At 66.2% G+C, this 17,087-nt stretch carries 21 protein-coding genes; 19 read left to right on the top strand and 2 right to left on the bottom strand.

The window, feature by feature from the left end; genetic code table 11:
* Positions 1–291: 291 nt before the first annotated feature.
* The 18 genes from TRIHO_RS16915 (at position 292) to TRIHO_RS16830 (ending at position 14,767) form a co-directional block, all read left to right on the top strand.
* The gene (locus TRIHO_RS16915) at positions 292–645 is read left to right on the top strand and encodes a hypothetical protein (RefSeq protein WP_068246381.1); all 354 of its coding nucleotides are present in this window, start codon (positions 292–294) and stop codon (positions 643–645) included.
* On the top strand, positions 602–1,915 hold the full coding sequence (locus TRIHO_RS16910; RefSeq protein ID WP_232367818.1) for a DNA-packaging protein: 1,314 nt from the start codon (positions 602–604) through the stop codon (positions 1,913–1,915). Before TRIHO_RS16915 ends, TRIHO_RS16910 begins: the two co-directional genes overlap by 44 nt.
* A 204-nt stretch (positions 1,916–2,119) precedes the next feature.
* Positions 2,120–3,331: a phage portal protein gene (locus TRIHO_RS16905; RefSeq protein ID WP_068246378.1), complete on the top strand. Its 1,212-nt coding sequence runs from the start codon at positions 2,120–2,122 to the stop codon at positions 3,329–3,331.
* The gene (locus tag TRIHO_RS16900) at positions 3,324–3,548 is read left to right on the top strand and encodes a GTA head formation protein, RCAP_rcc01685 family (RefSeq protein ID WP_068246377.1); all 225 of its coding nucleotides are present in this window, start codon (positions 3,324–3,326) and stop codon (positions 3,546–3,548) included. The genes TRIHO_RS16905 and TRIHO_RS16900 overlap by 8 nt, the downstream gene beginning before the upstream one ends.
* 32 nt (positions 3,549–3,580) lie before the next feature.
* Positions 3,581–4,162 (top strand): HK97 family phage prohead protease, encoded by a 582-nt coding sequence (locus tag TRIHO_RS16895; protein ID WP_068246376.1) that lies wholly within the window; start codon positions 3,581–3,583, stop codon positions 4,160–4,162.
* A 21-nt stretch (positions 4,163–4,183) separates the two neighbouring features.
* Positions 4,184–5,380: a phage major capsid protein gene (locus TRIHO_RS16890; protein WP_068246370.1), complete on the top strand. Its 1,197-nt coding sequence runs from the start codon at positions 4,184–4,186 to the stop codon at positions 5,378–5,380.
* A 161-nt stretch (positions 5,381–5,541) separates the two neighbouring features.
* Positions 5,542–6,147, top strand: coding sequence for a head-tail connector protein (locus TRIHO_RS16885; RefSeq protein WP_068246366.1), 606 nt, complete (start codon positions 5,542–5,544; stop codon positions 6,145–6,147).
* Complete coding sequence (locus TRIHO_RS16880; protein WP_068246363.1) at positions 6,144–6,482, top strand: head-tail adaptor protein; 339 nt, start codon at positions 6,144–6,146, stop codon at positions 6,480–6,482. The genes TRIHO_RS16885 and TRIHO_RS16880 overlap by 4 nt, the downstream gene beginning before the upstream one ends.
* Positions 6,479–6,886, top strand: a complete 408-nt coding sequence (locus TRIHO_RS16875) for a DUF3168 domain-containing protein (RefSeq protein WP_068246357.1) — start codon at positions 6,479–6,481, stop codon at positions 6,884–6,886. Before TRIHO_RS16880 ends, TRIHO_RS16875 begins: the two co-directional genes overlap by 4 nt.
* Positions 6,887–6,921: 35 nt before the next feature.
* Positions 6,922–7,335, top strand: a complete 414-nt coding sequence (locus TRIHO_RS16870) for a phage major tail protein, TP901-1 family (RefSeq protein ID WP_068246355.1) — start codon at positions 6,922–6,924, stop codon at positions 7,333–7,335.
* Positions 7,336–7,346: 11 nt separating this feature from the next.
* A complete protein-coding gene (locus TRIHO_RS16865) occupies positions 7,347–7,670 on the top strand; it encodes a gene transfer agent family protein (protein ID WP_068246353.1) in 324 nt (107 codons plus the stop codon).
* Positions 7,667–7,897, top strand: a complete 231-nt coding sequence (locus TRIHO_RS16860; RefSeq protein ID WP_068246351.1) for a rcc01693 family protein — start codon at positions 7,667–7,669, stop codon at positions 7,895–7,897. Before TRIHO_RS16865 ends, TRIHO_RS16860 begins: the two co-directional genes overlap by 4 nt.
* Before the next feature lie 3 nt (positions 7,898–7,900).
* The gene (locus TRIHO_RS16855) at positions 7,901–8,557 is read left to right on the top strand and encodes a phage tail tape measure protein (protein WP_068246348.1); all 657 of its coding nucleotides are present in this window, start codon (positions 7,901–7,903) and stop codon (positions 8,555–8,557) included.
* Positions 8,558–8,570: 13 nt separating this feature from the next.
* Positions 8,571–9,203: a DUF2460 domain-containing protein gene (locus tag TRIHO_RS16850; protein ID WP_068246344.1), complete on the top strand. Its 633-nt coding sequence runs from the start codon at positions 8,571–8,573 to the stop codon at positions 9,201–9,203.
* The gene (locus TRIHO_RS16845) at positions 9,203–10,090 is read left to right on the top strand and encodes a DUF2163 domain-containing protein (protein ID WP_068246341.1); all 888 of its coding nucleotides are present in this window, start codon (positions 9,203–9,205) and stop codon (positions 10,088–10,090) included. Before TRIHO_RS16850 ends, TRIHO_RS16845 begins: the two co-directional genes overlap by 1 nt.
* Positions 10,087–10,533, top strand: a complete 447-nt coding sequence (locus tag TRIHO_RS16840) for an NlpC/P60 family protein (protein WP_068246338.1) — start codon at positions 10,087–10,089, stop codon at positions 10,531–10,533. Before TRIHO_RS16845 ends, TRIHO_RS16840 begins: the two co-directional genes overlap by 4 nt.
* An 11-nt stretch (positions 10,534–10,544) precedes the next feature.
* Entirely contained in the window at positions 10,545–14,465 is a 3,921-nt protein-coding gene (locus tag TRIHO_RS16835; protein WP_068246336.1) for a baseplate multidomain protein megatron, read from the top strand.
* Entirely contained in the window at positions 14,465–14,767 is a 303-nt protein-coding gene (locus TRIHO_RS16830) for a DUF7742 family protein (RefSeq protein WP_068246332.1), read from the top strand. Before TRIHO_RS16835 ends, TRIHO_RS16830 begins: the two co-directional genes overlap by 1 nt.
* Positions 14,768–14,819: 52 nt before the next feature.
* Here the strand turns inward: TRIHO_RS16830 and TRIHO_RS16825 are convergent, their stop codons facing one another.
* Positions 14,820–15,026, bottom strand: a complete 207-nt coding sequence (locus tag TRIHO_RS16825) for a cold-shock protein (RefSeq protein WP_068246324.1) — start codon at positions 15,024–15,026, stop codon at positions 14,820–14,822.
* A 376-nt stretch (positions 15,027–15,402) separates the two neighbouring features.
* On the opposite strand from TRIHO_RS16825, the gene cysE reads away from it, so the two are divergent.
* Complete coding sequence (gene cysE, locus TRIHO_RS16820; RefSeq protein WP_068246506.1) at positions 15,403–16,209, top strand: serine O-acetyltransferase; 807 nt, start codon at positions 15,403–15,405, stop codon at positions 16,207–16,209.
* 93 nt (positions 16,210–16,302) lie between these two features.
* Here the strand turns inward: cysE and TRIHO_RS16815 are convergent.
* A partial coding sequence (locus tag TRIHO_RS16815; protein ID WP_207498716.1) for a 2-oxo acid dehydrogenase subunit E2 occupies positions 16,303–17,087 on the bottom strand: 785 nt, incomplete at its 5' end.

The raw sequence follows: 17,087 nt of genomic DNA, 5'->3' as shown, positions 1-17,087 counted from the left end.
ATGCCGGTTTTCTGACCTGTTTGCCGGCCTGTTTGCGGGCTGACCGGCGGGACGACAGGCCGTCGGACCTGCCGACGGCGGCGCTCTGCTCCGGCGCGCGCGGCACAGGTGTTGCCCCGGCGCCGCGCGCTCCCCTCATCTGACCTTTAGCTCCCTGTGCTAAAACAGGATCAGCAGCCGGAAAATCTGGAGACCGCAACTCAGCCAGCTGGACCTGACAGGCCAGCGGGCAGGCGGATCACATCTCCTGGTTTCTCTTTTCGGACCAACGAAAAGAGGCAAGACATCCTCATGACAATGCCCAACCCAGAGCAGCTGATCGCCACCAGTAGCGATCTGTTGCAATCCCTGCACGACAGTCTCAGGCGCGCCCGCAGGGCCAGCGAGAGCTACCTCGCCCAATTCGAGGCCGAGCTGGACATCAATCCAGATACCACAGCGCTGAAACCCCAGATCGCCAAGCTCGACGGTCTGATCCGCGACATCCAGAAGGTGGAGAAAACCCTTGTCGAACGTGAACAGACCCCTGGTGCCATCGGAATGGTGGCCTTTGACCTCGGTGCCGCCCGAGATGAGATCGAACGCCGCCTGGCTGGCCTCCATGCCGCAATTTATGACCCGGATCATGCTGGAGGAGATGGATGAGGCCGCCCTGGCGGCGGCGCCGTTTGTGTTTGATCTCTGGGCTTTGCCGCATCAATTGCCGCCGCCGGGCGATTGGCACGCCTGGGTGATCCTGGGCGGGCGTGGCGCGGGCAAGACCCGTGCCGGCGCCGAATGGGTGCGCAGCCAGGTCGAGGGCGACGGCCCGCGTGATCCGGGATTGGCGCGGCGGGTGGCGCTGGTGGGCGAGACCTACGACCAGGTGCGCGACGTGATGATCTTTGGCGACAGCGGCCTTCTGGCCTCTGTGCCGCCAGACCGTCGCCCCGAATGGCGGGCCGGTGAGCGCAAGCTTTGCTGGCCCAATGGTGCCACCGCGCAGGCCTTTTCCGCCTCCGACCCCGAGGCGCTGCGCGGCCCCCAGTTCGATGCCGCCTGGGTCGATGAACTGGCCAAATGGAAACGGGGCCAGGAGGCCTGGGACATGTTGCAGTTCACCCTGCGGCTTGGCCGCGCGCCCCGCGTCTGTGTGACCACCACGCCGCGCAATGCGCCGGTGCTGCGACGGCTGCTCGACAGCCCCTCCACCGTCACCACCCAGGCGCCGACAGAGGCGAACCGTGCCAATCTGGCCCGCTCCTTCCTGCGCGAGGTGCGGGCGCGGTATGCGGGCACCCGGTTGGCCCGGCAGGAACTGGATGGCCATATGCTGGCCGATGTGGAGGGCGCCTTCTGGTCCGCCGCCCAATTGGGCGATCTGCTGCAGCCCGAGGCCCCGCAGCTGGACCGCATCGTGGTGGCGGTCGATCCCGCCGTCAGCGCCCACAAAGGCTCCGACGCCTGCGGCATCGTGGTCGCCGGGGCGCAGATCCAGGGGCCGCCGCAGAACTGGCGCGCCTATATACTGGCCGACCGGACGGTGCAGGGGCAGGGGCCGCTCAGTTGGGCCACCACCGCCATTGCCGCCTGTGACGCCTTCAAGGCCGACCGCCTGGTGGCCGAGGTCAACCAGGGGGGATCGCTGGTGGAAACCCTGTTGCGGCAGGTTGATCCGCTGGTCCCCTTCACGCCGCTGCATGCCAGCCGGGGCAAGGCGGCGCGGGCCGAACCGGTGGCGGCGCTCTATGAACAGGGGCGCGTGTTTCACCTGCCGGGGCTGCACGCGTTGGAAGATCAGATGTGCCAGATGACTCCGCAGGGCTATCAGGGCGAGGGCTCGCCGGACCGGCTCGATGCGCTGGTCTGGGCGCTTTATGCGCTGCTGGTGGAACCGGCCGCCCGATTGCGCTGTCCGCGCGCCCGCGCGCTCTGACGCAGGTCTGATCCTGACCATGAAACGCCCGCCCTGCGCGGGCGTTTTTCGTTACGCATCAGGGTGTTGACTTGGGTGTTGCGCCCCCTGCGAACGCCCTGCTGGCGTGATCTTCAGGTTGGTTTGTCATTCTCTGTCCCAAGCGACGGGCCACGGACCCGCCAGACACGGAACCCGACACAGAACCAGCCACAGGAGAGGTCGATGGTCTTTGACATGCTGCGACGCAAGGGACGCCAGATCGAACATGCCGCCCAGGCCGGCGCGCCGCAGGAGAAATCCAGTGCCGCCGCCCGCGTCCTGCCGATGGGCAATGGCACCCAGGCCGCCTGGGGCCCGCGCGATACGGTCTCCCTGACCCGCGTCGGGTTTCTGGGCAATCCCGTCGGCCACCGCGCGGTGAAACTGATCGCCGAGGCCGCCGCCGCCCTGCCGCTGGTGCTGCAAAACGCAGACCAACGCTATGACAGCCACCCGCTGCTGACGCTGCTCAGCCGCCCCAATGCCGCCCAGGCCCGCGCCGAACTGCTGGAGGCGCTGTATGCCAACCTCATGTTGTCCGGCAATGCCTATCTGGAGGCCGTCGCGGGCGAGGACGGCTGGCCGGTCGAGCTGCATCTACTGCGCCCCGACCGCATGCGGGTGGTGCCCGGCGGTGACGGCTGGCCCGTCGCCTATGACTATAGCGTCGGCGCCAAGACCCATCGCTTTGCCATGGACCCGGCCCGCCCGGCGATTTGCCACCTCAAGAGCTTTCACCCGCTGGACGATCATTACGGGCTGGCACCGATGCAGGCCGCCGCCACCGCGGTCGAGGTGCACGGCGCCGCCGCCCGCTGGTCGAAATCGCTGCTGGACAATGCGGCCCAGCCCTCCGGCGCGCTGGTCTGGTCCGGCTCGGATGGGCAGGGGCTGATGGCCGACGACCAGTTCCGCCGCCTCAGCGAAGAGATCGAGGCCAATTTCCAGGGCGCGCGCAATGCTGGCCGCCCCATGGTGCTGGAAGGGGGGCTGGACTGGAAACCGATGGGGTTTTCGCCCTCGGATATGGAATTTCACCGCACCAAGGACGCCGCAGCGCGCGAAATCGCCCAGGCCTTCGGGGTGCCGCCGATGCTCCTCGGCATTCCGGGAGAGGCAACCTATGCCAACTACCAGGAGGCCAATCGCGCCTTCTACCGGCTCACCATCCTGCCGCTGGCAAGCCGGGTCGCAGCGAAACTCTCGGACTGGCTGATGCGCTTTGGCGACGAGGTGGTGGAGCTGAAACCCGACCTCGACCAGGTGCAGGCCCTTGCAGGCGAACGCGACAGTCAATGGCGCCGGGTGGCAGAGGCCGATTTCCTCAGCGAGGCAGAAAAACGCCAGATGCTTGGCCTGCCGCCCTGCACCCAGCAGGAGGTGGGCGATGACTGACCTGTCCCTGCCGCCCTTCGACTGCACGCCGGGGATGCGGCTCAGCGCCCACGAACGGGTCGCGGAAATCCGTCAGGAGGCCTTGAACCGGCGGTTGGACCGGATGGAACGGATGATGGAGCGGCTGGAAAAACGGCTCTGGCTGACGGTCTACGGCGTCGCGGCGGTGATCCTCGCACAGGCCTTTCAGGGCTTTCTTGCGGTTCAGATCCCCTGAGACATCAAGGTTTATCAAAGAGGTAGAGTGAAATGCTGATGCAGGAGGCCTACGGGCTGGAAACCAAATTCGCCCGTGTTGATACGGCGCTGACCCTGACCGAGGGCGAAGGGATCGAAGGCTACGCCAGCCTTTTTGGTCGCCCGGATCAGGGCGGCGACATCGTATCGCCCGGCGCCTATGCCGCCTCGCTGGCGCAGCATGGCGCGCGGGGCAGCAAGATCAAGATGCTGTGGCAGCATGACCCGGCCCACCCCATCGGGGTCTGGGACGAGGTGGTCGAGGATGCCGTTGGCCTGCGGGTCAAGGGGCGGTTGCTGACGGAAACCCAAAAGGGCGCCGAAGCCGCTGCGCTGGTGCGGGCCGGTGCCATCGAGGGGCTGTCGATTGGCTACCGCACCCTCCGGTCGACCCGCGACAAGGAGGGCCATCGCCGCCTTGAGGAGCTGCAACTCTGGGAGGTCTCGCTTGTGACCTTTCCGATGTTGCCCTCGGCCCGCCTGAACCGGCGCCAATCGCCGGACCAAACCCCTGCCGCTGCCGTCAAATCCGACCAGGCGGAGGCCGGGCTGCGCGTCCTGGCGGCCACGCTCCGCGCCGCAATCACCCCCTGATCCAAACCGAAAGGACCACCCATGACATCCCAGCTATTGGCCGCAAACCCACCGCAAACAGGCGGTGAGCGACCGAGCAGCGCAGCACAGGACGTGAAACAGGCCGTTTCGCAATTTGTGCAGCACTTCAAAGGGTTCCAAGACGACGTAACCCTGAAACTCAAACAGACGGAAGAGCGTATGACCATGTTGGATCGTAAAACCCAAACCGCGGCGCGGCCGCATCTTGCTGCCGCCGAGTCCGAGGCCGCGCCGCATCAGAAAGCGATGCAGGCCTATCTGCGTCAGGGCAACGAGGACGGCTTTCGCGGCCTCGATCTGGAGGCCAAGGCGCTCTCCACGGCGGTGAACTCCGACGGCGGCTTTCTGGTCGATCCGCAGACCTCGGAGCGGGTGAAATCGGTGCTGCATTCCACCGCCTCGATCCGCGCCGTGGCCTCGGTGGTGACGGTGGAGGCGACCTCTTTTGACGTGCTGATCGACCATTCTGACGTCGGCGCCGGCTGGGCCACGGAAACCGGCACGGTCAGCGAAACCGCCACGCCGGTGATCGACCGCATTGTCATACCGCTGCACGAGCTGTCGGCGCTGCCCAAGGCCTCGCAGCGGCTGCTCGACGACAGTGCCTTTGATATCGAAGGCTGGCTGGCGGGTCGTATCGCCGATAAATTCGCCCGCGCCGAGGCGCAGAGCTTTATCTCCGGCGATGGCATCGACAAGCCGCGCGGCATCCTGAACCACACGGCGGTCGACAACGACAGCTGGAGCTGGGGATCGCTGGGCTATGTGGCGACCGGCAGCGACGGCGACATCGGTTCGGCGGATGCGATCATCGACCTCGTTTATGCGCTGGATGCCCGGTATCGCGCGGGCGCGAGCTTCCTGATGAATTCCAAAACCGCCGGCCTGATCCGCAAGCTGAAGGACGCCGATGGCCGCTTCCTGTGGTCCGACGGGCTGGCGGCGGGGGAACCTGCGCGGCTGATGGGCTATCCGGTGCTGGTGGCCGAGGATATGCCGGATGTCGCCTCTGACAGCCTGTCGATTGCCTTCGGCGACTTTGGGGCCGGCTATACCATCGCCGAACGGCCCGACCTGCGCATCCTGCGCGATCCCTTCTCGGCCAAGCCACATGTGCTGTTTTACGCCACCAAACGGGTTGGCGGTGATGTCAGCGACTTTGCGGCGATCAAATTGCTGAAATTCGGGGTGAGCTGACTGCTCCTCCCCGGATGACGGAGCCGGCAAACCGGTCCCGTCGGCGGGTGCGTGCCCCATGGGGCTGTCGTCCAGCTGCTCCCTCCGTCCGAGCGGCAGTCCCGGTGCGCACCCGCCCCAACCCCCTGTGACGGAGAGAGAGTTTTCAGCGGAGTGAAGGCATGATTTTGCACGAGACAACCCCGGTGCCGGACAGCGCTCTGCCGCTTGAGGCGTTCAAGGCACATCTGCGGCTGGGCACCGGATTTGGCGAGGCAAGCCTGCAGGATGCGGTGCTTCTGGCCTTTCTGCGCGCCAGCGTCGCAGCGATCGAATCCCGCATCGGCAAGGCGCTGTTGCAGCGGGACTATGACTGGCACCTGTCGGCCTGGCCCGCGGTGGTGACCCTGCCGGTGGCGCCGGTCCAAACCGTGGTGCAGGTGGCGCTGGTGTCGCCCACCGGCGCAGAGACCGAGGTGCCCGCGGCGACCTACAGCCTGGCGCCCGACAGCCATGTCCCGCGCCTGGTGCCGTTGGGGTCGGGTTGGCCCAGCATCGCCACCGGCGGCAGCGTGGTGCTGCGGTTCACGGCGGGATTTGGCGCCGTCTGGGACGATCTGCCCGCTGATCTGGCGCAGGCGGTGTTCCTGCTGGCGGCGCATTACTACGAATACCGCGACGAGACGCGGCTGCATGCCGGCTGCATGCCCTTTGGGGTGGTGAGCCTTCTGGACCGATACCGGGTGCCGCGCCTTGGTCTGGGCCGCAGCGCGGAGTGGCGGACATGACGGCGCCGCGCCTGAACCGACCCTTGCATCTGGAAGCCCCCAAAACCGTCAGCGATGGCGCCGGCGGCCACAGCATCAGCTGGGTCGAACTTGGGGTGCTCTGGGCGGCGCTGGAGGCGTTGACCGGGCGCGAGGCCGCTGGACGGGGCACTGCGCTGTCGCTGCAACGCTACCGGATCACGGTGCGCGCCGCAGCGGTCGGGGCGCTGTCGCGGCCCAGGCCGGACCAGCGGTTTCGCGAGGGCACGCGGCTGTTCAAGATCGACGCGGTGGCGGAGCGGGATGCCTCTGGTCGCTACCTGACCTGTTTCGCAACAGAGGAGTTGGCCACATGACCTATGCGATCTCCGAAGCGCTGCAACAGGCGGTTTATCAGCGGCTGATCGGCGATGCGGCCCTGACCGCAGAGGTCGGACCGGCGATCTACGACATGGTGCCCGCCGGTCCGGTGCCGCCGCTTTATGTGATGCTGGGGGCCGAAACCGTTCGCGACCGGTCCGACGTGACCGGGGCCGGGGCGCTGCATCGGTTTACCGTCACCGTGGTGGCCGAGGCGACCGGGTTCAGCGCCGCCAAACGCGCGGCCGCGGCGATCTCTGATGCGCTGGTGGACGCGCCGCTGGCGTTGTCGCGGGGGCATCTGGTCGGGCTGTGGTTCGACCGCGCAAAGGCGGCGCGACAGGCCAACGGCGACCGCAGCATCACGTTGCGGTTCTCGGCCCGCGTCGAAGACAGCTGAATTTTCTCAATCGCTTAGCACAAGGAGCTAAACAGATGACCGCGCAAAACGGCAAGGATCTCCTGATCAAGGTGGACATGACCGGAACCGGCAGTTTCACCACAATCGCAGGCCTCCGGGCCACCCGTATCAGCTTCAACGCCGAGAGCGTCGATGTCACCAGTCTGGACAGCTCTGGTGGCTGGCGCGAGCTGCTGGGCGGGGCGGGCGTGCGCTCGGCCAACCTCTCCGGGTCCGGGGTGTTTCGCGATGCGGACACGGACGAACGGGCGCGGCAGCTGTTTTTCGAGGCCGAGACGCCGGAGTTTCAGGTGGTGATCCCGGATTTCGGCACCGTGCAGGGGCCGTTTCAGGTCACCGCGCTGGAATATGCCGGCAGCCACAATGGCGAGGCCACCTATGAGCTGTCGCTGGCCTCGGCCGGGGCGCTGACCTTTACCGCTGCGTGAGGGGGACCGGCATGGCGAATCCTTATGCGGGCGAGGTTGCCCTGGTCCTGAACGGCCAGCGCCGGATCCTGAAACTCACCCTCGGGGCGCTGGCGGAATTGGAGGCGGACCTCTCCGAAGGTGACTTGATCTCCCTCGTGCAACGGTTTGAAACCGGGCGGTTTTCCTCTGCTGACCTGCTGGCGTTGCTGGCGGCGGGGCTGCGCGGAGGCGGGGTCGATCTGTCCCGCTCTGATCTGGCACAGGCGGAGATCGACGGCGGCATCCTGATGGCGGCACAGGCGGCGGCGCAGCTTCTGGCGCGCAGTTTCGCCCGCCCGGCGGGGCCGGAATGAAGACGCTGGACTGGTCGGCGCTGATGCGGGCCGGGCTGGTCCAGCTGCGGCTGTCGCCGGAGGCCTTCTGGCGGCTGACCCCGGCCGAGCTGCAGCTGATGCTGAACCTCGAGGCGCAAAACCCGCCGATGGATCGCGACCGGCTGTCGCGGTTGATGGCGCAGTTTCCAGATCCGGAACATCGCGCCGTACCAGCCCCGCAGTCTGACCTCAACACCACGGAGTAACCCATGACAGAAAATAGCTTTTCCACCTTCGAGACCGAAGGCGCGCAGCTGGAAGACAGCCTCGGCGATGCGGCCGGGATGGCGGCACAGTTCACTGGCGAAATGGACCGGGTGCGCGCCGCATTTGCCGCGACCCAGGCGGATGCGGCGGATTTTGAAACCGGCCTGTCCCGAGGTCTGCGCCGCGCGATGAAGGATCTGGTGGTCGATGGCGACAGTCTGGGCACGGCGCTGGAAGGTCTGGCGCGCACGATGATCAACACGACGTTCAAATCCGCCACCCGACCGGTGACCGATCACCTCGGCGGGCTGGTCAGCGACGGCATCGGCGCGCTGGTCGGGGGCATTCTGCCCTTTGCCGATGGCGCCGCCTTCAGCCAGGGGCGGGTGACGCCCTTCGCGCGCGGCGGCGTGGTGTCCTCGCCGGTGCAATTTCCCATGCGCGGCGGTGTTGGCCTGATGGGCGAAGCGGGACCGGAGGCGATCCTGCCCCTGGCGCGTGGGTCTGACGGCAGTCTCGGGGTGAGGACGCGCGGCGGTGGCGGCGCCACCGTGGTGATGAATGTCACGACCCCGGATGTGGCGGGGTTTGCCCGGTCCAAAGGGCAGATCGCGGCGCAGATGGGGCGCATGCTGGCGCGCGGAAATCGCAATAGATAAGGGGGGTAAGCCCATGAGTTTTCACGAAGTTCGATTTCCGGAAACGCTCTCGTTCGGCTCTGTCGGCGGGCCAGAGCGGCGCACGGATGTGGTGACGCTGGCCAATGGCCATGAGGAGCGCAACAGCCCCTGGGCCCATGCGCGCCGCCGCTATGACGCGGGGCTTGGCCTGCGCGCCCTGGAGGATATCGCCCAGTTGATCGCGTTTTTCGAAGCGCGTCAGGGCCAGCTTCATGGGTTTCGCTGGAAAGACTGGACCGATTATTCCTCGGCTCTTCCGGGCCAGGACCTGACCTTTGAGGATCAGACCATCGCCACCGGGGACGGCGCGCGGCGGGTGTTCCAGTTGGCCAAACGCTATCGCTCCGGCGCCTATTCCTATCTGCGCCCGATCACCAAACCGGTGGCCAGCAGCGTGCGGCTTGGCATCGGTCAGGAGGCGCTGGTGGAGGGGGTCGACTATGCGCTTGATGCGACCACCGGGCAGGTGACGCTGGCCTATGCGCCAGAGATTGGCCGCGAGATCAATGCCGGCTTTGAATTCGACGTGCCGGTGCGGTTCGATACCGACCGCATTCTGACCAGTGTCGCTTCGTTCCAGGCGGGCGAAGCGCCAAACGTGCCAGTGGTGGAGGTCCGGGTCTGATGATCGCGATGAAAGAGGCGCTGAATGCGCATTTGAAAAGCGGCGCCACCACCCTGTGCCGCGCCTGGGCGGTGACCCGGAGCGACGGCATTGAGCTGGGGTTTACCGACCATGACTGCGATCTCAGCTTTGACGGGATCGTGTTTCGCGCGGGCACGGGTCTGACGGCGCGCAGCCTGATGCAGAGCACGGGCCTGTCGGTGGACAACAGCGAGGCGCTGGGGGTGCTGACCTCCGGCGCGGTGCGCGAGGCGGATATCGAGGCCGGGCGCTATGACGGGGCCGAGGTGCGCTCCTGGCTGGTGAACTGGGTCGATGTCAGCCAACGCGCCCTGCAATTTCGCGGCAGCCTGGGCGAAATCCGCCGTGCCGGGGGCGCGTTCGAGGCCGAATTGCGGGGCCTGACCGAAGGGTTGAACCAGCCGCTGGGTCGGGTGTTTCAGAAACCCTGTAGCGCGGTTCTGGGCGATGCCAGCTGCCGGTTTGACCTGAACACCGCAGGCTATCGCACTGAAATCGAGGTGAAAATCGCCGAAGAGGGCCAGCATTTCACCTGGGACGCACTGCCGGGGTTCGGCCCGGAATGGTTCGATGGCGGCCGCCTGACGGTGTGGGACGGTGCGGCCAAGGGCCTGTGGGCGGCGATCCGCAGTGATCGCAGCGTGGCTGCGGGCCGCCAGATCACCCTCTGGCAGCCGATCCGTGCGCAGATCGCGCCGGGCGACCGGGTGGAGCTGACCGCGGGCTGCGACAAGCGGTTTTCGACCTGCCGGCTGAAATTCGACAATCTGGTCAACTTTCAGGGCTTTCCCGATATCCCCGGCGAGGACTGGCTGATGGCGGTGCCGAAACAGGCGGGGCAAAACACCGGCGGCAGCCGCAGATGAGCGCCGCGATGAACGCCCGCGCCCTGGCAGAGGCCGAGCGTTGGCTGGGCACGCCCTATCGCCATCAGGGCACCGCGCGGGGGGCGGGCTGCGATTGCCTGGGTCTGATCCGCGGTGTCTGGCGCGCCCTTTACACCACCGAACCAGAGGTGGTCCCGGCCTATTGCCGCGACTGGGCGGAACGCGACGCGCAGGAACAGCTCTGGCAGGCGGCGCTGCGCCATCTGGTGGCGGTCGATCCCTGCGCGGCGCTGCAGCCGGGACAGGTGGTGTTGTTTCGCATGCGGCAGGGCGCGGTGGCCAAGCACCTTGGCCTGCTGCGCGGGGCGGACCGGTTCATCCACGCCTATAGCGGCCACGGCGTTGTCGACAGCGCCCTGACCGCGCCCTGGGCCCGCCGCATCGTGGCGCGCTTTGATTTTCCCGACAGCACGACCCCCTAGGAGGACATGACATGGCGACATTGGTTCTGGCAGCAGCAGGCGCTGCGGTGGGCGGCGCGATTGGCGGCTCTGTGGCGGGCCTGTCCACGGCTATCATCGGCCGCGCGGTGGGGGCAACGCTGGGCCGCGCCATCGACGAACGTCTCCTCGGGTCGGGCAGCGCCGCGGTGGAGACCGGCAAGGTGGACCGTTTGCGCATCACCACCGCCAGCGACGGCGCGCCGATGGCGCAGGTCTTTGGCCGCATGCGGCTGGGCGGGCAGGTGATCTGGGCGACCGAATTCGTCGAGACCGCCACCACCACGGCTCAGGGCGGCAAGGGCAGCGCGCCGACCCAGACCACCACCCGCTATTCCTACGCGCTGTCGCTGGCGGTGGCGATTTCAGCGGGCGAGATCACGTCGGTCTCGCGGATCTGGGCCGATGGCGAGGAAATCGCGCCGGGCGCGCTCAACATGACCCTGTATCGCGGCACGGCGGACCAGCAACCCGACCCGCTGATCGAGGCGGTCGAGGGCGTCGGCGCAGTACCGGCCTATCGCGGCACCGCCTATGTGGTGTTTGAAAACCTCGCGCTGGAACGGTTCGGCAACCGGGTGCCGCAGTTCTCCTTCGAGGTGCTGCGCGCCGAACAGCCCGACAGCGATACCTATGAGGCGGATCTGGCGCAGATCGTGCCCGGCGTGGCGCTGATCCCCGGCACCGGCGAATACAGTCTGGCGACGACGCCGGTCTATCTGGACTATGGCCCCGGCCACAAACGCGCCGCCAACCTGAACCAGATGTCGGGCGACAGCGACCTTGTGGCCTCGGTCACGGCACTGTCGCAGGAGCTGCCGCAGGCCGATGCGGTCTCCATGGTGGTGTGCTGGTTCGGCGACGACCTGCGCTGCGGCAGCTGCAGCCTGACCCCGAAGGTGGAGCAGACAGCGGCGGATGGCACGATGCCCTGGCAGGTCAGCGGCCTGTCGCGGGCCCATGCCGCCGAGGTGATCCAGACCGGGGGCGCGCCGGTTTATGGCGGCACGCCGGCCGATGCGGCGGTGATCGAGGGCATCCGCCACCTGACCGATCAGGGCAAACGGGTGATGTTCTACCCCTTTATCCTGATGGAACAGCAGGCCGGCAACGACCTGGTCGATCCCTATACCGGCGCGCCGGGCCAGCCGGTGCTGCCCTGGCGGGGGCGGATCACCCTGTCGCAGGCGCCGGGCCAGCCCGGCAGCCCGGATGGCACCGCGCTGGCCGACACCGAGGTGGCCGCCTTTCTCGGTACGGCCAGCGCCAGTGATTTCACCGTCAGCGCCGGCACGGTGGTCTATAGCGGCCCGCCGGAGTGGGGCTTTCGCCGGTTCATCCTGCATTACGCGGCGCTCTGTGCGGCGGCCGGCGGGGTGGAGGCCTTTTGCATCGGCTCCGAGCTGCGCGGGCTGACCCAGATCCGGGGCGCCGCCGGGTTTCCCTTTGTGGCGGCATTGCAGGACCTGCTGGCCGAAGTGCGCAGCCTGTTGGGGCCAGAGGTGAAACTGGGCTATGCGGCGGATTGGTCGGAATATTTCGGCTACCAGACGCCGGAGGGCGACCATCTGTTCCACCTTGATCCGCTCTGGTCGGAACCGGAGCTGGATTTCATCGGCATCGACAATTACATGCCGCTGTCGGATTGGCGGGCGGGCCGGGCGCACCGGGATGCGCAGGACTGGGGATCGATCTATGATCTGGGGTATCTGCGCGCCAATATCGAGGGCGGCGAGGGCTATGACTGGTATTACCACTCGCCCGAGGCCGCCGACGCGCAGATCCGCACCGAGATCACCGATGGCGCCTATCAGGAGCCCTGGATTTACCGGGTGAAGGACATTCGCAACTGGTGGCAGCAGGACCACTATGACCGCATCGGCGGCGTGCGGGCGTCCAGCCCCACCGCTTGGGTGCCGCAGTCAAAGCCGATCTGGTTCACCGAACTGGGCTGTGCCGCCATCGACAAGGGCACCAACCAGCCCAATAAATTCCTCGACCCGAAAAGTTCGGAATCTCATTTGCCGAAGTATTCCAATGGGATGCGTGATGATCTGATTCAACAACAATACCTGCGGGCCCAGATCGGCTATTGGTCCGATCCCGCAAACAACCCGGTTTCGGTGGAATATGACGGGCAGATGATCGACATGCGCCATGCCTATGTCTGGGCCTGGGACGCGCGCCCCTTTCCCGCCTTTCCCAATCAGGGCGAGGTCTGGAGCGATGGCGACAACTATGCCCGTGGCCATTGGCTGAACGGGCGGGTCGGGCAGCGGACCCTGGCCTCGGTGGTGAGCGAAATCTGTCAGCGCGCCGATGTGACAGAGGTCGATGTGAGCGATCTGTGGGGGCTGGTGCGGGGCTATGCGATCTATGACGTGACCGAGGCCCGCGCTGCGCTGCAACCCTTGATGCTGCGTCACGGTTTTGACGCGATCGAACGGGACGGGCATTTGGTGTTTCGGCCGCGCGATGGTGAAAACGCGGTGGCGCTGGAGGCGGCGGAATTTGCCGTGCTGCCCGAACTGGACGGCGATCAGGAACAGACCCGCGTCCCCGAAGCCGAGCTGAGCGGCCGGGTGCGGTTGCGGTTTGTCGAATGGGGCGGTGGCCATGACACCGTCGCCGAAGAGGCGGTGCTGCCCGATGACGCCACCCATGCGGTCAGCCAGAACGAACTGGCGATGACGCTGACGCGCGCCGAAGGGCGGCAGGTGGTGCAGCGCTGGCTGGCGGAATCGCGGATTTCGCGCGACAGCGCCCGGTTTGCGCTGCCGCCGTCGCGCGCCCTGGATCTGGGCGCGGGCGATGTGGTCCAGCTGCCGGGGCAAGACGGCGAGGGGGCCGCGCTCTACCGGGTGGACCGGGTGGAGCAGGCCGAGGCGCAGATCCTGGAGGCGGTGCGGATCGAACCGGTGGTCTATCAGCCGCTGGAGCTGCCCGAGGATCTGCCGCGCGCGCAGGCCTTTGCCGCGCCGGTGCCGGTGCTGCCGCTGTTCCTTGATCTGCCGCTGATGCGGGGCGACGAGGTGCCCCATGCGCCGCATGTCTGCGCGGCGGCGCGGGACTGGCCGGGGGCGGTGGCGCTCTATGGGGCTGATCTGGATAGTGAATTTGCGCTGGAGGCGCTGCTGCCGGCCCGCGCCACGGTCGGGATTACCCGGACACCGCTGGCCGCCGGGCCGCTGGGCCGCTGGGATCTTGGCGCGGCGCTGGAGGTGGAGCTGATCGGCGGCGTGCTGGACAGTGTTGCGCCGCAGGCGGTGCTGAACGGCGCCAACCGGCTGGCCATTGGCGATGGCACGCCCGGCCAGTGGGAGGTGATCCAATTTGCCGAGGCCGAGCTGATCGCGCCCGACCGCTATCTGATCCGCACCCGCCTGCGGGGCCAGTTCGGCAGCGACGGGCTGATGCCCGAGGTTTGGCCCGAGGGCTCCTATGTGGTGCTGCTCGATGCGGCGTTGGAGCAACTGGACCTGTCGCTGTCGCAGCGCCGGGTGGCCCGCGACTATCGCTTTGGTCCGGCGCGGCGGGCCCATGACGACCCGTCCTATGTGGCCGTCACCGCCAGTTTTGACGGCAGCGGGCTGCGGCCCTACGCGCCGGCGCATCTGACGGCCGATGGCGATCTGGGCACGGATCTGGACCTGTCGTGGATCCGCCGCACCCGGATCGAGGGCGACAGCTGGGATCTGGAGGAGGTGCCGCTGGGCGAGGAGCGCGAGCTGTATCGTGTGCAGGTGCTGTCAGGTGCCACTGTGCTGCGCGAGGAGCGGGTCACGACGCCGGGCTGGACCTACGCCAGCGGCGCGCAGCTGAGCGACGGGGTGAGCGCCGGCGACCGGGTCGAAGTGGCGCAGATCTCGGCCCGCTTTGGCCCGGGGCCGGTGGCGGGCTGGGTTCTGAGCTGATGCGGCCTCCGGTTCTGTGGGAAGACCTGCGCAGTGTTGCACGCGCGCTGCTGGCGCATCCGGCGCGGCGCCGGCGGGCCCTGTGTCGCCAGATCCTGTACGGCGCGCATCGGGCGGCGCGTCAAAGTGCCGCCACCGGGCGCTGTCATCCCCGGTGGGGCGATGGTTCGCTGGGAGCGGCGGCGCGCAGATTTCCGCTGGCCACGGAACCCTGTCCCGGCGACGCCGACTATGCCGAATGCCTGCAAATGGCGCTGGATCTGGCGCTGTCAGGCCGCAAGGGTCACAAAAAAACGCCCTGATCCGCATGGGGGTCAGGGCGTTTCGTCTGTCAGGTCGTTCCGCGTCGCGCGTTTAGGCCAACTGCAGATCGACAGCAGAGTCGCGACCGTCGCGGCCGGACTGGATTTCGAAGGTCACAGCCTGACCATCGGACAGACCGGTGAGCCCGGAGCGCTCTACTGCGGAGATGTGCACGAAGACATCGTTGGAGCGGCCTTCAACCGCGATAAAGCCGTAACCTTTGGTGGAGTTGAACCACTTGACGGTACCGTTTGCCATTTCAAAGTTCCTTGTCGATTTGGTCGTTTACTATGCCGCCCACACTAGCGTGGCGGCCCGGCAGCTTAACGTCGGAAGCTGGTCGGCAGGGAACAGAACTTCGATAGGATAAGGTTGCCCATCTTTTTTGCCGCGTTTTTTTTTCTCTGGCAAGTGGGTAAACGCGGGATTTTTTGTTCATCACGGGTTGGGGGTTAGGTATTTTTTTGCTGATTTAACACCGGTGATTCATATCTCGATTGATGATTGGGTGGATCACGGGATTGCGCTTGGCAAGAGAGCGCTTAGATCTGTAAGTTAACACCCCTAGGGGCCGGAATGAACCGGCCGCAAGACCCCAATGGCGCGGATGGGCCGTGACGGAAGGATCAAGCAGATGTCGGAAACGCAAAAGGCCGTAAGGCAGGTTGATCCTGTCTGGGAGCGGATCACCAGTGAAGCCGAAGACGCGGTGCAGGCGCAACCGCTGATGGGCGGGCTGATCCACGCCTGTATTCTGCACCACAAGACATTGGACAAGGCGCTGAGCTATCGCATCGCGGCCAAGCTGTGTTCCAATGAAATGTCGATGGTGATCCTGCGTGAAATCGTTGATGGCGCTTATGCCGCACAGCCCGAGCTGATCGCGGCGGCGCGGGCGGATCTGATGGCGGTCTATGAACGCGACGCCGCCTGCCATCGCCTGTTGCAGCCGGTGCTCTATTTCAAGGGCTATCAGGCGGTGCAGGCTTACCGCGTCGGTCATTGGCTGTGGCAGCAGGGCGATTGGGATCTGGCCTATTTCTTCCAGATGCGGATTTCCGAAATCTTTGGCGCCGATATTCACCCCGCTGCGCGCATCGGCAAGGGGATCATGATCGACCATGCCCATTCGATCGTCATCGGCGAAACGGCGGTGGTGGGCGACAATGTCTCCATGCTGCATTCGGTGACACTGGGCGGCACCGGCAAGGAAGAAGAAGATCGCCACCCCAAGATCGAAGACGGGGTGCTGATTGGCGCGGGCGCCAAGGTGCTGGGCAATATCCGCATCGGCCATTGTTCGCGCATCGCGGCCGGCTCTGTGGTGCTGCAGGACGTGCCGCCCTGCAAGACAGTGGCGGGGGTTCCGGCCAAGATCGTCGGCGAGGCGGGCTGTTCGCAACCGTCGGTCAGCATGAATCAGGTGCTGGCAGGGAAATAGCTTCATGCGCCGCATGAGCTGAGGACTGAATTTTAAAATGTAAAAGGGCACCAACAGGTGCCCTTTTGCTGTTTTATGTAGAACAGAGGTTGGTCAGGCCAGCATGACCATCGGGTTTTCGAGGTTGTCCACGATCGCCTTGAGCAGATCCGCGCCCATGGCACCGTCGATCACCCGGTGATCCACAGACATGGTGACGCTCATGACCGTGGCCACGGTGAGTTCGCCATCTGCGCCAACCACCGGTTTCTTGACACCGGAGCCGACCGCCAGAATACCGGCATGGGGCGGGTTCACAATCGCGTCAAAGTTGTCGATGCCAAACATTCCGAGGTTGGAAATGGCAAAGGCACCGCCCTGGTATTCATGCGGCGCGAGCTTGCGGTCGCGGGCGCGTTTGGCCAGATCCTTCATCTCTGACGACAGGGCGGAGAGCGATTTCATCTCTGCATCCTGCAGCACCGGCGTGAACAGCCCGCCTTCGATGGCGACGGCAACCGCCACGTCGGAGGCTTTCATCTTCAACACCCGATCCCCGGCCCAGACCGCATTGGCATCGGGCACCGATTGCAGTGCCAGAGCCACGGCCTTGATGATGAAATCATTGACCGAGAGTTTCACGCCCCGGCCTTCGAGCTGCTTGTTCAGCTCCCCGCGGAATTTCAGCAGCGCGTCAAGCTGGATGTCGCGGCGCAGGTAGAAATGCGGGATGGTCTGCTTGGCCTCGGTGAGACGCGCGGCAATGGTTTTGCGCATCCCGTCGAGCTTGACCTCTTCGAAGTCGCGGCCCTGGTACATCTTGGCGACGGCTTCGGCGGAGGCGCCGGCGGGGGGTGCGGCAGCAGCGGCGGGGTCGGCGGCAGCGGCCGGTTTGGCCT

The organism is Tritonibacter horizontis (assembly GCF_001518015.1).
GTDB classification, from domain to species: domain Bacteria; phylum Pseudomonadota; class Alphaproteobacteria; order Rhodobacterales; family Rhodobacteraceae; genus Epibacterium; species Epibacterium horizontis.
Note: the sequence above shows the minus strand (reverse complement) of the source record. Positions and strands in the feature narration are given on the sequence as shown.

Coding starts and splice junctions, on each gene's coding strand:
- TRIHO_RS16915 (WP_068246381.1), top strand. CDS start 292: ATGACAATGCCCAACCCAGAGCAGCTGATCGCCACCAGTAGCGATCTG.
- TRIHO_RS16910 (WP_232367818.1), top strand. CDS start 602: ATGCCGCAATTTATGACCCGGATCATGCTGGAGGAGATGGATGAGGCC.
- TRIHO_RS16905 (WP_068246378.1), top strand. CDS start 2,120: ATGGTCTTTGACATGCTGCGACGCAAGGGACGCCAGATCGAACATGCC.
- TRIHO_RS16900 (WP_068246377.1), top strand. CDS start 3,324: ATGACTGACCTGTCCCTGCCGCCCTTCGACTGCACGCCGGGGATGCGG.
- TRIHO_RS16895 (WP_068246376.1), top strand. CDS start 3,581: ATGCTGATGCAGGAGGCCTACGGGCTGGAAACCAAATTCGCCCGTGTT.
- TRIHO_RS16890 (WP_068246370.1), top strand. CDS start 4,184: ATGACATCCCAGCTATTGGCCGCAAACCCACCGCAAACAGGCGGTGAG.
- TRIHO_RS16885 (WP_068246366.1), top strand. CDS start 5,542: ATGATTTTGCACGAGACAACCCCGGTGCCGGACAGCGCTCTGCCGCTT.
- TRIHO_RS16880 (WP_068246363.1), top strand. CDS start 6,144: ATGACGGCGCCGCGCCTGAACCGACCCTTGCATCTGGAAGCCCCCAAA.
- TRIHO_RS16875 (WP_068246357.1), top strand. CDS start 6,479: ATGACCTATGCGATCTCCGAAGCGCTGCAACAGGCGGTTTATCAGCGG.
- TRIHO_RS16870 (WP_068246355.1), top strand. CDS start 6,922: ATGACCGCGCAAAACGGCAAGGATCTCCTGATCAAGGTGGACATGACC.
- TRIHO_RS16865 (WP_068246353.1), top strand. CDS start 7,347: ATGGCGAATCCTTATGCGGGCGAGGTTGCCCTGGTCCTGAACGGCCAG.
- TRIHO_RS16860 (WP_068246351.1), top strand. CDS start 7,667: ATGAAGACGCTGGACTGGTCGGCGCTGATGCGGGCCGGGCTGGTCCAG.
- TRIHO_RS16855 (WP_068246348.1), top strand. CDS start 7,901: ATGACAGAAAATAGCTTTTCCACCTTCGAGACCGAAGGCGCGCAGCTG.
- TRIHO_RS16850 (WP_068246344.1), top strand. CDS start 8,571: ATGAGTTTTCACGAAGTTCGATTTCCGGAAACGCTCTCGTTCGGCTCT.
- TRIHO_RS16845 (WP_068246341.1), top strand. CDS start 9,203: ATGATCGCGATGAAAGAGGCGCTGAATGCGCATTTGAAAAGCGGCGCC.
- TRIHO_RS16840 (WP_068246338.1), top strand. CDS start 10,087: ATGAGCGCCGCGATGAACGCCCGCGCCCTGGCAGAGGCCGAGCGTTGG.
- TRIHO_RS16835 (WP_068246336.1), top strand. CDS start 10,545: ATGGCGACATTGGTTCTGGCAGCAGCAGGCGCTGCGGTGGGCGGCGCG.
- TRIHO_RS16830 (WP_068246332.1), top strand. CDS start 14,465: ATGCGGCCTCCGGTTCTGTGGGAAGACCTGCGCAGTGTTGCACGCGCG.
- TRIHO_RS16825 (WP_068246324.1), bottom strand. CDS start 15,026: ATGGCAAACGGTACCGTCAAGTGGTTCAACTCCACCAAAGGTTACGGC.
- cysE (WP_068246506.1), top strand. CDS start 15,403: ATGTCGGAAACGCAAAAGGCCGTAAGGCAGGTTGATCCTGTCTGGGAG.